Annotated in this window: 12 protein-coding genes and 1 riboswitch; of the genes, 9 read left to right on the top strand and 3 right to left on the bottom strand. The window is 38.4% G+C overall.

What is annotated here, in order from left to right; genetic code table 11:
* Positions 1–85: 85 nt before the first annotated feature.
* Both MY533_RS11345 and plsY read right to left on the bottom strand, forming a co-directional pair.
* The gene (locus MY533_RS11345) at positions 86–376 is read right to left on the bottom strand and encodes a HesB/YadR/YfhF family protein (RefSeq protein ID WP_132360662.1); all 291 of its coding nucleotides are present in this window, start codon (positions 374–376) and stop codon (positions 86–88) included.
* A gap of 19 nt (positions 377–395) precedes the next feature.
* Positions 396–998: a glycerol-3-phosphate 1-O-acyltransferase PlsY gene (gene plsY, locus MY533_RS11340; protein ID WP_132360660.1), complete on the bottom strand. Its 603-nt coding sequence runs from the start codon at positions 996–998 to the stop codon at positions 396–398.
* A gap of 665 nt (positions 999–1,663) precedes the next feature.
* On the opposite strand from plsY, the gene parE reads away from it, so the two are divergent.
* The 7 genes from parE (at position 1,664) to MY533_RS11305 (ending at position 10,264) form a co-directional block, all read left to right on the top strand.
* The gene (gene parE, locus MY533_RS11335; protein WP_248716018.1) at positions 1,664–3,640 is read left to right on the top strand and encodes a DNA topoisomerase IV subunit B; all 1,977 of its coding nucleotides are present in this window, start codon (positions 1,664–1,666) and stop codon (positions 3,638–3,640) included.
* Complete coding sequence (gene parC / locus MY533_RS11330) at positions 3,637–6,069, top strand: DNA topoisomerase IV subunit A (RefSeq protein WP_248716017.1); 2,433 nt, start codon at positions 3,637–3,639, stop codon at positions 6,067–6,069. The genes parE and parC overlap by 4 nt, the downstream gene beginning before the upstream one ends.
* 410 nt (positions 6,070–6,479) lie before the next feature.
* A riboswitch (TPP riboswitch) is annotated at positions 6,480–6,589 on the top strand.
* 151 nt (positions 6,590–6,740) lie between these two features.
* Positions 6,741–7,736: an ABC transporter substrate-binding protein gene (locus MY533_RS11325; RefSeq protein ID WP_248716016.1), complete on the top strand. Its 996-nt coding sequence runs from the start codon at positions 6,741–6,743 to the stop codon at positions 7,734–7,736.
* A 1-nt stretch (position 7,737) separates the two neighbouring features.
* Complete coding sequence (locus MY533_RS11320; RefSeq protein ID WP_248716015.1) at positions 7,738–8,028, top strand: thiamine-binding protein; 291 nt, start codon at positions 7,738–7,740, stop codon at positions 8,026–8,028.
* The gene (locus tag MY533_RS11315; RefSeq protein WP_248716014.1) at positions 8,028–8,798 is read left to right on the top strand and encodes an ABC transporter permease; all 771 of its coding nucleotides are present in this window, start codon (positions 8,028–8,030) and stop codon (positions 8,796–8,798) included. The genes MY533_RS11320 and MY533_RS11315 overlap by 1 nt, the downstream gene beginning before the upstream one ends.
* Entirely contained in the window at positions 8,776–9,525 is a 750-nt protein-coding gene (locus tag MY533_RS11310) for an ABC transporter ATP-binding protein (protein WP_248716013.1), read from the top strand. Before MY533_RS11315 ends, MY533_RS11310 begins: the two co-directional genes overlap by 23 nt.
* Entirely contained in the window at positions 9,515–10,264 is a 750-nt protein-coding gene (locus MY533_RS11305) for a TatD family hydrolase (RefSeq protein WP_248716012.1), read from the top strand. The genes MY533_RS11310 and MY533_RS11305 overlap by 11 nt, the downstream gene beginning before the upstream one ends.
* A gap of 491 nt (positions 10,265–10,755) precedes the next feature.
* On the opposite strand, the gene MY533_RS11300 is transcribed toward MY533_RS11305, so the two are convergent.
* Complete coding sequence (locus MY533_RS11300) at positions 10,756–12,174, bottom strand: aminotransferase-like domain-containing protein (protein WP_248716011.1); 1,419 nt, start codon at positions 12,172–12,174, stop codon at positions 10,756–10,758.
* Between the two features lie 112 nt (positions 12,175–12,286).
* Here MY533_RS11300 and MY533_RS11295 point away from each other — a divergent pair, with 112 nt between their 5' ends.
* Entirely contained in the window at positions 12,287–13,210 is a 924-nt protein-coding gene (locus MY533_RS11295) for a DMT family transporter (protein ID WP_248716010.1), read from the top strand.
* 142 nt (positions 13,211–13,352) lie between these two features.
* Positions 13,353–14,015, top strand: a complete 663-nt coding sequence (locus MY533_RS11290; protein WP_248716009.1) for an MBL fold metallo-hydrolase — start codon at positions 13,353–13,355, stop codon at positions 14,013–14,015.
* Positions 14,016–14,032 lie beyond the last annotated feature (17 nt).

Genomic DNA, 14,032 nt, shown 5'->3' with positions numbered 1-14,032 from the left:
CTTTGAAAGAAGATAAACTAAGGTTGGAATAGATTCAAAAAAAAAACAATGTTCCCTTCGTTTTCAAACGAAAGGGAACACTGCTTTATTTTTTATACTCATATTTTAATTCGTCATTTGTAATATCCACATCTACATATAAACTGTGATTATTGAAAAACCATAAATCTTTTTCATCTATATAGTAAGTAACATCGTCAATAACTTTCTTAACACCGATGTTGAATGGTTCTTCGCGTGTCATACCTAGGGAAAAGCCTTCGTGAAAAGGACTGGAACCACCATATCTAGCATAAAAACGAATCGTATCTCCGGAATCTACTTCCATCTCTTGTTTGAACCATTGTAGGGCTTCATCTGTTAGTACAATATTCATTAGAATGCTCCTCTCTATATTACAACCATTTCACCTTTGGTTCAGTACCATTTTTAATGCGTGCAATATTTGCTCGGTGACGGTAAATGATAAAGGTAAATAAACAAGCTATTAAAATACCTAACGCAAAGTCGCCTGTAACAAAATAATAACCGATTGAATAAATAAGTGCTACTAAAGCGGCAATCATGGAAGTTAAACTTACAATCTTTGTAATTTTTAATGTTACAATAAAAACAATAAATAATAAGACAAAAAGAGGCCATGAATATCCTAAGAGAACGCCAGCTGATGTTGCTACCGCTTTCCCTCCGCGGAAACCTGCAAAGATTGGGAACATATGACCAATAACGGCTACTAGTCCAAGTATTAGCGAATGGATAGTGACATCAGAGAATAGCGGAAGAGCTACAAGTAATACGGCTGTTGTACCTTTTAAGACATCCATAATCGTTACGATGATTCCTGCTTTTTTTCCTAAAATACGAAAAGTATTTGTCGCACCTAAATTACCACTTCCATGTTGACGAATATCAGTTTTATAAAAAATTTTGCCTATCCATAACCCAGAGGGGATCGAGCCGATTAAATAAGCACATAAAATAATAAGTCCATTTAGCATATTTGGACTCCTTTCATTCATTGATTAACACTTGGTACTAATAATATGTAATAAATATTCTACACTTTTTCTCTATAATCTACAATGACATGAAGGAGATTTCTTCGTGTATCTTGAATTCATTACAAAAGATAACTATTTTACAAGGATTTTTATATGTATATGACTTTAGGTTAGTCTTTTAGACATGATTCATATAGGCAGCATGAAAACCCTTTCTAAAAATATAGGTAAAAAGGCAATTTTGTCAATCACCCATTCCTTTGGTAGAATAGAAGTCTATCTTTAATTTCTAGAGTAAACTAGTACGAATTTCTTTAGACAGAAGAAACCCATTTATTACTGTACCTGTATATTTTTCAGAGAAAAGTCAAATGCTTTTGAATGAAAGTTCAAAGCCCTCAGCGATTCGTAGCGTTTTGAAAAAAGTAATGATCAGTGCAACTAAAACTTACTGCCTTGCGTCAAAGGAAGAGAAGAGTTCTTAATACATATTGGAGCAATTATTGCAAATTTTTCTTCCGGTAAAACAGATCAAAACGATGAAGCTGTGAGGATTTTTAAAAATTTTTTGGGCCTGTCACTAGATATTGTTAGGAAATGCTATTATTATTAGGAAGAGAATATAAATAGAACATGCGTTTGTTTTTTGGAGGGGAAATTTTTTGGCGAATAAACAGTCACCAAGCGTCTATAATGATGACGCCATTCAAGTATTAGAAGGATTAGAAGCGGTACGAAAACGACCCGGCATGTATATCGGTTCTACGGATGGCCGTGGACTTCATCACCTAGTATATGAAATCGTTGATAATGCGGTGGATGAAGCTTTGGCTGGCTTTGGTTCTCATATCATTGTCACTATTCATAAAGATCAAAGTATCAGCGTTCGAGACTTCGGCCGGGGAATGCCAACAGGTATGCATAAGATGGGGAAACCGACTCCTGAGATTATCTTCACTGTCTTACATGCCGGTGGTAAATTCGGACAAGGCGGCTATAAAACAAGTGGTGGCTTACATGGCGTAGGTTCGTCTGTTGTTAATGCTTTATCCACTTTTTTAGAAGTTACGATACACCGCGATGGTAAAAAATATCGTCAACGTTTTGAAAACGGTGGCCATCCTGTGACGACATTAGAAGAAATTGGACAAACAAAGCAGACTGGAACGCTTGTTCATTTTTTACCAGATGACACGATTTTTTCTGTAACAAAATACAATTATGATACGCTTGCAGAACGTTTACGTGAGTCAGCGTTTTTATTAAAAGGCTTAAAAATTGAGTTAATCGATGAACGCGAGGAAGGCAAAGGTGATGTTTTCTTTTATGAGAACGGCATTGAAGCTTTCGTTGCGTATTTGAATGAGGAGAAAGACGTCCTTCATCCTGTTAAGTACGTGGAAGGGATCCAAGACGAAATTGAAGTTGAATTCGCCTTTCAATACAACGATGGATACTCCGAAACAATCCTTTCATTTGTTAACAATGTGCGTACACGAGATGGTGGAACACATGAAACAGGTGCCAAGGCAGCATTAACACGTGTTTTTAATGAATATGCACGAAAAATTGGCCTGTTAAAAGATAAAGATAAAAATCTTGAAGGGACAGACATCCGAGAAGGCTTAGCGGCGATTGTTTCTGTTCGTATACCAGAGCATTTACTACAATTTGAGGGTCAGACGAAGGGCAAGCTTGGTACGAGTGAGGCACGCTCGGCAGTAGATAGTGTTGTGTCGGAGCAAATTTTATATGTGCTTGAGGAAAACGCAGAATTGTCTGCATCTCTTGTTCGTAAAGCTATTCGTGCGCAGCAAGTACGTGAAGCGGCTCGTAAAGCACGTGAAGATGCACGAAACGGCAAGAAGAGCAAAAAAGCCAGTACTATTCTTTCTGGAAAATTAACGCCTGCACAATCTCGAAATGCAGCGAAAAACGAGCTGTATTTAGTCGAAGGTGACTCTGCAGGTGGCTCTGCAAAACAAGGGCGAGATCGTACGTTCCAAGCGATTTTACCTTTGCGTGGTAAAGTTATTAATACAGAAAAAGCAAAGCTGCAGGATATTATGAAAAATGAAGAGATTTCAACGATTATCCATGCAATAGGTGCTGGTGTTGGAACAGATTTCTCTGTCGAGGATTCAGCGTATGACAAAGTCGTTATTATGACCGATGCTGATACGGACGGAGCGCATATTCAAGTGCTGCTGTTAACGTTCTTCTATCGTTATATGCGACCATTGATTGAAGCTGGAAAGGTATTTATCGCATTACCACCACTTTATAAAATATCAAGAGGCACTGGTAAAAAAGAAGTGACTGAATATGCTTGGACTGAAAATGACTTACAAGCGGCCATTAAAAAAGTTGGAAAGGGTTACATATTACAACGTTATAAAGGGCTTGGTGAGATGAATGCTGACCAGCTGTGGGATACGACAATGAACCCTGAAACACGTACATTAATACGTGTGACGATCGAGGATGGTGCACGTGCTGAAAGACGTGTGACCACTTTAATGGGCGATAAAGTAGAGCCGCGCCGTAAATGGATCGAAGCTAATGTAGACTTCGGTATGGAGGATGATTCAAATATTTTAGACAATGAATTCATCCAACAAGAGGAGGACCAAGCATGAGTAGTACGGAAAAATTTCAAGATTTACCTTTAGAAGAAGTTATGGGTGACCGTTTTGGTCGCTATAGTAAATATATTATTCAAGACCGCGCGTTGCCTGATGCACGTGACGGTCTTAAGCCTGTACAGCGACGTATTTTATATGCGATGTTTACAGAGGGCAATACGAACGATAAACCATTCCGTAAATCAGCAAAAACTGTCGGTAATGTTATCGGTAACTATCATCCACATGGTGATAGTTCAGTATATGAAGCAATGGTGCGTATGAGTCAGGATTGGAAAGCGCGTCATATGCTCATTGAAATGCATGGGAATAACGGTTCTGTTGATGGTGACCCACCGGCAGCGATGCGTTATACCGAGGCAAGACTTTCTGCTATTGCAGCGGAGATGCTACGCGATATAGGCAAGAAAACAGTTGAATTTGTACCGAACTTCGATGATCAGGATATGGAGCCAACTGTTTTACCAGCTCGTTTCCCGAACTTACTAGTCAACGGCTCAACTGGTATTTCGGCCGGTTATGCAACAGATATCCCTCCTCACGCACTTGATGAGGTGCTAGACGGTGTTCTTATGCGTTTAGATAACCCAAATACGACTGTCGATGATTTAATGACCGTTATTAAAGGGCCTGATTTCCCAACAGGTGGGATCATTCAAGGTGTCGATGGCATTAAAAAAGCATACGAAACAGGACGCGGTAAAATCATTGTGCGTGCGCAAGCAGTCGTTGAGCCAATTAAAGGCGGCAAAGAGCAAATTGTTATTACGGAATTACCGTACGATGTAAATAAAGCAAATCTTGTGAAGAAAATCGATGAGCAACGTGTCGATAAACGACTTGAAGGAATTGCGGAAATTCGTGATGAATCGGATCGTACAGGCCTACGTGTTGTCATTGAACTGAAAAAAGATGTTCCTGGACAAGGAATTTTAAACTATTTGTTCAAAACAACTGATTTACAAGTAGCTTATAATTTTAATATGATTGCTATTCATAATCGTCGTCCGACAATGATGACATTACCATTGTTACTGGATTCTTATATTGCCCATCAAAAGGAAGTCGTGACGAACCGCTCCATTTATGATTTGCAAAAGGCAAAAGATCGTTCGCATATTGTTGATGGCTTGATCAAGGCACTATCCATTTTAGATGAAGTCATTGCAACCATTCGTTCTTCTAATGATAAACGAGATGCGAAAACGAATTTACAGGAGAAGTTTGACTTTACAGAAGTGCAATCGGAGGCAATCGTTAGCCTGCAATTATACCGTTTAACAAATACGGATATTACGGAATTACGTGCTGAACAGGAAGAATTAAATAAATTGATTGCTAAGCTTGAAGGTATTCTTAATAGTGAAGCAAAGCTTGTACGTGTTATTAAACAGGAACTACTTGACATTAAAAAACGCTTTGCAGAGCCTCGTCGTTCAAAAATCGAACAAGAAATTGAAGAAATCAAAATTACGTTAGATGTCCTTGTCCCAAGTGAAGAGGTTGTAGTGACGGTCACAAAGGATGGCTATATTAAGCGTACATCTACACGTTCACATGCAGCTTCGAATGGTCAGGATTTTGCAATGAAGGATTCCGATTATTTATTATATGAAGCAAATTTAAATACACAGCATCATCTACTGTTATTCACAAATCGAGGCAATTATATTTATCAGCCTGTCCATGAACTACCTGATATTCGCTGGAAGGATCTTGGTCAGCATATTTCAAGTATTGTACCGACTGGGGAAGATGAATCTATTATTGCTGTATACGGTTTTGAGACTTTCGAACAGGCAAATACGTATATTTTAACAGCTACGAAGGATGGACAAATTAAACGCTCACCTTTAGCTGATTATGCTGTTACACGTTATTCGAAGCCGATCAAAACGATGAATGTTAAGTCAGGCGATGAAATGATTTTTGCAGACATCGTGACAGACGAAGCAGAATTAATGTTAACGACAGATACTGCCTATGCAATTCGTTTCCCAATAGAGGAATTGCCAGTAACGGGTGTTAAAACAGGCGGTGTGAAAGGGATTACGCTGAAAGACGGCGAAGCCTTAGTTGGCATCAATGTTTTACCGCCAAATGCTACTGCATATGTTGCGATTGTGACACATCGCGGTGCGGTGAAAAAAATGAATGTTGCCGAGGTAGAGATGACGAGTCGTGCAAAACGCGGCTTAAAAGTGTTAACAGAATTAAAGGCGAACCCACATCGTATCGTGGCTGTAGTAAAGGTTGCAGATGAGGAACAGCTAACAATCGAGACGGAAAAGGGTGTGCAAGAGATTCTTGACGTACAAGCATTAACTCGAGCAGATCGCCACTCCAACGGTTCCTTTAAAGTAGACATTGCTACTGACGGTGCCATTTCACATGTCTTCACGATCAAAAAAGAAGAGAAATAAATTAGTTTTCTAGCCCAGTTCCTTGTGAGAGCTGGGCTTTTTTTACCTAATTGAAACCATTGAGCTCGGATATATATGGAGCATTGTATGATGCGCTTTATATAATAGAAAAGTCGGTTGAAATCTGGTTTGGTCGATGCTCATTTAATTGCGACGTTTAGAATGCTAGATCTTTTTCTTTGCTATTTTTCATCATTAGTAAGAAATTTTATGTAATTTGTTTCCATCGTCAATATAAAAGCTCTCCCAAAGGTGATTTTTACAAAGAAAAGAACATGGCGTTATTCAACAAAAGGAATTGAAGGAAGGCATAGAGCTTTATAAAATTATATTAGCAGCGCTTTTACGCAAATAGAGCCTTGTCATTTCCGGATAGATATGGGTATAATAATCACGAAAAGTTCATATGGGAAAGAATGTAGGGGGGCTGGTGTTGCCAGCTGAGATTGTGTCCGATAGACACTGACCCTTTGAACCTGATTTGGCTCGTACCAGCGTAGGGAACATCTATTCAAAAAGAAAATTTTTGATATTGATAGTAAAACGTCTGGGAGGAATCCTAGGCGTTTTTTGTTTTCAGATTTTTGTTGTATACACAGACCGTGAACGCTTTCTTCTGGTAAAGACATTCATTCATGAACATTTCACACTACTTACTTGGAGGATTAAGCATGAAAAAATGGTTATTGGTCCTAATGGCTGCACTTTTCACATTAGTGGGCTGTAGCGAAAAAGAGGCTAAAAAGGATGCTAAAGGATTAACAAAAGTATCGGTTGTTCTAGATTGGACACCGAACACAAATCATACCGGTTTATATGTAGCGGAAAAACTTGGCTTCTTTAAGGAACAGGGTTTAGATGTAGATATAATATTACCCGGCGAGGCGGGAGCAGATCAGCTTGTGGCGTCTGGCAAGGCTCAGTTTGGCGTAAGTTATCAGGAAGGGATTACACAGGCACGTGTGCAAGATGTACCTTTAGTATCGATCGCGGCGATTATTCAACATAATACTTCTGGCTTCGCATCCATTGCATCAAAAGGCATTACGTCACCGAAGGATTTTGAAGGTAAAACTTACGGTGGCTGGGGGGCACCACTTGAAAAGGCAGTACTGCAATCACTAATGCAAACAAAAAATGCAGATATTAATAAATTAGATATTGTCAATGCAGGCGATATAGATTTCTTCACAATGATGAAAAAAGATATTGATTTTGCGTGGATTTATTATGCATGGACAGGTATTGAAGCAGAACTGCGTGGCGAAAAACTCAACATGCTATATTTAACAGATTATAGTGATCAGTTAGATTACTACACACCTGTACTTGCTACAAATGAAAAAATGATTAAGGATGATCCTGAGACGGTAAAAGCATTTGTCGCTGCTGCAGCAAAGGGCTATGACTATGCAATAAATCACCCTAGTGAGGCGGCTGATATTTTACTAGAAGCGGTACCTGATTTAGATAAGAACCTTGTGCATAAAAGTCAGGAATGGCTAGCAGATAAGTATCAAGACGACGCAGCACAATGGGGCGAGCAAAAGCTAGCTGTCTGGGAAAATTACGCGAAATGGATGGCGGACAATAAAGTTTTAGAGGGCGAATTTAACGCAAAACAAGCATTTACAAACGACTTTTTACCGAAAAAGGAGACAAAGTAACATGGCAAACTCATTAATAAGTGTACAAATTATCCCGAAAACTGAAAAATATGAGGATGTGATCCCGTTTGTCGATGCAGCGATTGCGGTTATCGACGCATCAGGGGTGAAATATGAAGTTCATCCATTAGAAACGACAATGGAAGGTGAGCTAACGACTTTACTACAAATCATTGAAAAAATGAATGACAAGATGATCGAGCTTGGCGCTATTAATGTCATTACGCAAGTGAAAATTTTATATCAGCCATCCGGTATTACAATGAATACACTAACGGAGAAATACAAGTAATGAGGCAGGCTTTCAAACAAGGAAGGACGATAATTTTTATCGCCTTCCTCTTATTCATATGGGAACTTATTGTCCGTTTTGCAGATGTGCCACATTGGCTATTGCCCACACCAAGTGCCATTTTGAAAGAAGGCTTTCAATCGTATGAGACGTTTGTGCCACATGCTATAGCGACTGTTCAATTGGCACTTCTAGGCCTTGCCATTGGAATAATGTGTGGGCTAACGGTTGCTGTGCTATTACATCGTTTTACGCTTGTGCGGGAGCTATTTTATCCTATTCTTATTATGTCACAAAATGTCCCAGTGCTCGTTCTAGCACCACTCTTAATCATTTGGTTTGGCTTTGGTTTATTGCCAAAGCTCATTATTATTTGTCTTGTGTGCTTTTTCCCCATTGTTATTTCCGCAATGGATGGCTTCCGTCAAACTTCACCTGAGCTGAAGCATTATTTTGAAATGATTGGGGCAACGAAATCACAAACCTTTTGGAAGCTAGAATGGCCATATGCGTACCCGTCGATTTTTTCAGGCATTAAGATTGCAGCGACGTATAGTGTGATGGGAGCTGTCATTGCAGAATGGTTAGGTGCGAAAATGGGGATTGGCGTCTATATGACATTGGCGCAATCTTCATTTCGAACGGATCGCGTGTTTGTTGCGATTTTTTCCATTATTTTGTTAAGTTTACTATTATTTAGTGCGATTCGGTTATTAGAAAAACTTGTTGTGAAGGGGAGAGGAATCCATGCTAAGCATTCAAAACATTGATAAATCCTTTAATGCTCTTCCTGTTATTCGCGATTTATCATTTGAGGTCAAGGACGGCGAATTTGTGGCGATTATCGGACCGTCAGGCAGTGGTAAAAGCACACTCTTTCAATTAATTGGTGGTGTCTCTTCTATTGATAAGGGAGCTATTTTATTAAACGGTACAGATATCCAACAAAAAAGAGGAACGATCGGCTATATGCCTCAGCAGCCATGCTTACTACCATGGCGTACGATACTAGAAAACGTCGCGATTGTCGAGGAGCTTCATGGAAAACCAAATATGAACGTAGCCCAGGAATGGTTAGACAAAGTAGGGCTTGCTGCGTTTGAAAATGCCTATCCGAATGAGCTGTCAGGTGGTATGCAACAGCGGGTATCATTTATTCGCGCGATTGTCAGTAATAAGCCCATTTTATGCTTAGATGAGCCGTTTTCTGCACTTGATGAGTTTACAAGGCTTGAAATGCAGGCTTGGCTTTTATCGATTTGGGAGAAAGATCGAAAATCGATATTGTTCGTAACACACAGTATCGAGGAAGCTCTCTTTTTAGCGGATCGTATCATTGTGCTCACGAAACGGCCAGCGACGATTAAAAAGGAAATAATCGTACCTTTTGCAAGGCCACGCCAAGAAGAAATTCGCCATTCCGCTACATTTACAGCTTTGAAACAACAGCTATTCACGTATTTAAAAGAAGAAAAGGATGAGGCGAATGTTGATTGATGCACATATTCATTTAGATCAGTATAAGGAACACGACATTCCAACTTTGCTAGAAGAAGCTGAACATGTCATTGCCGTTAGCATGAATCTTTCATCGTCCGAGAAGACGTGGAAGCTGGCGAAAACCTATGCAAAAGTAAAAGCAGCATTTGGCTTTCATCCTGAACAACCGTTACCAAGTGAAGCCGAGGAAGAGGCATTATTCGAGTGGATACGCCAACATGCTCATGAAATGGTTGCAATCGGCGAGGTAGGGTTGCCTTATTATTTGAGGCAGGACAAGGCAGTAGATGTTCGTCCGTATGTGGCATTGTTAGAACAGTTTATCGTATTGGCGAAGGAATTAAACAAACCGATTGTCTTACATGCGGTTTATGAGGATGCGGCGATTGTTTGTGATTTATTAGAAAAACACCAAGTAACGAAAGCGCATTTTCATTGGTTTAAAGGCGATGAGGAAGTAATTGAACGGATGATTTTTAATGGATATTTCATTTCTGTCACGCCTGATTGTACGTATGAGACTGAGATTCAACAACTTATCAAAAAATACCCAATCGAGCTGATGATGGTAGAAACAGATGGACCTTGGCCGTTCAAAGGTCAATTTGACAATAAACGAACATCGCCTTGGATGATGGATCATTCCATCGAGGTTATCGCTGCGATAAAAGGTCTCACAACTGAGGAAGCGGCGCGTATCATTACAAAAAATACGACAACATTTTATAATTTATAACAAATAATGCAGCTGTTCTTTTAAAGAGCAGCTGTTTTTTTGTTAAAAGTATCATAATCGAATGATAAAGCATCGAATATCGCTGATAAAAGTATCATAATCGCTGAAAGTGCCTCGAACATCGCTGATAAAATTTCAAGTTTTAGTGGCGTTCTTCCTTTGGTTGGCGGCGCAACTCACACTTTTAGCGGCGAATTCCAATATAAGCTCGACAATTTGACTAAACCATAGTCAGAGTTGAAGAATATTGTATAGAATTTTCCAATATTAAGGACTTGACTATAAAAGAGCTAGAATCGCTGATAAAACCACGAACATCGCTGATAAAAATAACTGAATCACTAACTTTGGTTACGAAGGTGCTTTTAGGAACGTCCACTTTTAAGCGAAACTTTAATAAGGGATCCATTTATTAACTTAACTTTTGCAAAGTAAAATGGGAATGCGGGCCATGATTTAGCTTTGCAAACCTTTTATCCAAGCCCTTCCCATCACTTAGAAAGAGATTGTGCCACTGCAACAAACCTCTTTACCCCTTCTCGTAGTTGTTTTTCATTTACATAAGAATAGCTTAAACGTATCCAGGATGATAGTTGTTTTAATGGATCACAAACTTGACCTGGCACAAAGGATATAGATTGTTCGATACATTTGGTTATTAATAATTCAGTTGGAATATTATCTGGGAGTTGCAGCCATAAATTAAGACCGCCTTTTGGACTGATCCATTTCCAATCTGTTACTGCTAGCTCTTCCTCCATGATTTCCTTTCGAATCTGTAGGGCGATCCGGATTTTCTCCAAGTGCTGCTGCAATCTTAGTGAAGTAAAGTAATGGAGAAAAATTTTTTGATTGAGAAGTGGTGAGCCATTATCAGCTAACGATTTTACTGTTAGTAGTAAATTCATTAATGATGATTGACAAATAACAGCCCCAATTCTCAAACCAGGTGAGATATATTTGCAAAAGCTTCGGATATAAATGACAGTTCCAGCAGTATCATATGTGTAAATTGGTGATGGCGGGGCATGATCAAAATATATGTCATGATAGGCATCGTCCTCAATTAATAGACATCGATATTGTTCAGCTAATTCTACTATTTTTTTCCGCTGCTCAGCTGAAACAGTATATCCAGTCGGGTTATGGAATGTTGGGTTGAGATAAAATAGGCGTGGTTTATATTGTTTCATATATAATTCTACCTGCTTTAAATCGTACCCGTCTGGATGGATATTAACCGTTACAATTTGAGCTCCTTGTGCTCTAAAAATATCTATCGCAGCACTATAGCTTGGACGTTCAAATAAAACGACGTCTCTTGGCTTAATGAAAGTTTGAGCGATTAAGTGAATCGCTTGTTGTGAGCCAGAAGTGATTAACAGATTATCTGCATCGAGATGAGTTTTATACTGATTAATAAAATATTGAGTGAGTGTTTCACGAAGCTCTAAATCACCTTGCACAGTTGAATAAGTTGCAAGTACTTTGGGATAAAGGTCAAACACTTCCTTCACGTAATCTGAAAAATAATGATTAGGTAAAAGATTTGGATCAATTAACGCCTGAGAAAAATGATAGGAAACAGGTGTTTGATGGATTTCAGATAAATGATTTTTTTGCATGTATGCAGAAACAATTGGATTGTCCAGATCTAGATTTTCAAGATTTTTTGTCACTTTTGATTGGACAAAATAGCCTGCTTTATCTTTTACATAAAGTTTGTCATGCTGTTTCAATAATTGATAAGCCTTTAATACAGTTAATCGATGAACATTCATTTCAGATGCTAACTGGCGGACGGAGGGAATCTTTTCATGTTCTTTCCATTCTTTACGTTCTATTCTGTGCAATACATAATCATATACTTTCTTAAAAAGATAGTCTCCATTTTGAATCGCTTTGCTCACATCGATTCCTCCTATTCAAGACGATTGTACCACGATCCAATTTAATCTGTTCTATCTTTTTCAATCTGTTCTATAGTCTTTCTTTTATGATTGAAAAAGAGGAGGAGTTTTAATGGTTATTATTAATTATTTCTTTATGTGTTTGATTTTTGGAACGACATTTTTAGCGATTAAAATTGGTGTTGATGCAGGATTGCCCCCATTTTTATCAGCTGGACTTCGTTTTTTCATTGCTGGTTTGCTGCTATTTAGTTTTATGATTTGGAGAGAAAAAACGACAATATGGTTATTATTTCGGAAAGAGATGTTTTTTATAGGAGTAGGTTTAACCTTTGGGACGTTCGCTGCATTATACTGGGCAGAACAGTATGTGACATCTGGGATTGCAGCTGTCTTATCTGCTACAGGTCCAATGATAATCATTGTTATTCAGACATTCATATTGAAGCAAACAGGAAATTGGAAACCGTTTATTGGTTGTGTCGTCGGAGTCATTGGTGTCATGCTCTTGATTTTACCTAGTTTTTCAATTGAGATTAGTCCTTACTGGATGATTGGTTGTTTCGCCATTATATTGGGTGAAGTTTTTTACGCATTTGGAACGATTTATTCGAAGCATGTCAGCCGAAAATTTGAATCGACATCACCTATCGCTTTAAATGCAGCGCAAATGATGCATGGTGGGATTTTATTAATCATTTTGTCATTTTTTTCAGAGAACATTCAGCTTGATTTTCTTTTAAGCCCAGCGTCAATTGGCTCTTTTCTTTATTTAACTATTTTTGGCTCTATGATTGGCCATAGTATTTATTATTGGCTTGTTTCACAGACAAATCCTGTGTTTCCTTCTACATGGCTGTATATTTCACCATTAATTGCCGTTTTGCTAGGTGCCACCTTTTATCATGAATATATTTCTTGGCTAACAGTTATAGGAACTTTGACGATTATTGTTGGAACGGTTTTAGTCAATTTCGAAACATTACGGAAGCTGCTTTGGGGGAAAAGGACTGTTCTTCAGGATGTTAAAAATTAACCTGCTAGATTTTGTTCCGAGTTAGTGAATAAGTAATGCTTCGTAATAGAGTATATTAAGGAAAATTTAGCTTTATTATTTCGACGTTCTTATGTAACTAAACCCATTTTTAAAATCTAAATTTATAAAGGAGCCAAAAGTTATGGAAATTTTTAAGGGGGTAGAAATGCTCCAGCTTGAATTTCGTGGAAATATAATTCATCCAACTCTTTTATGGGATCAAGAAATGGCTGTTTTAATTGACACTGGGTTCACCGGACAAATTGAAGATTTACGCGTGGCAATGAAAAAGGTAGGGGTGTCGTTCGACAAACTAAAAGTTATCATTTTAACGCATCAGGATATTGATCATATAGGTAGTCTTCCTGAGATATTACAGGAGTGTGGAAGTAATATTAAAGTTTATGCTCACGAACTAGATAAGCCTTATATCCGGGGAGATTTACCTCTTTTGAAAGATGGACAAATAGAGAATCCACCGAAGGGGAAAGTGAATGAAACCTTGATTGACAGTCAAGAACTGTCATATTGTGGCGGGATTCGTGTTATTCATACTCCTGGGCATACTCCTGGTTATATCAGTCTATATTTGAAACAAAGTAAAACACTGATTGCCGGGGATTCGATGTACAGTGTAGACGGAGTAATTAGGGGAATTCATCTCCCAACCGTACTGGATTTAAAAGAGGCTCGACTTTCTTTGAAGAAATACCTAGACCTCGATATTGAAACTGTGGTTTGTTACCATGGGGGACTAACTACAAATAATATTAAAGATCAGATACAAAAAGTAAGTTCATATTAAAATTTTTAGAACTGATT

The sequence above is a fragment of the Lysinibacillus sp. Ag94 genome (assembly GCF_023242215.1).
GTDB lineage: Bacteria > Bacillota > Bacilli > Bacillales_A > Planococcaceae > Lysinibacillus.
The sequence above is the reverse complement of the archived record's forward strand: the minus strand, read 5'-3'. Positions and strand labels throughout refer to the sequence as shown.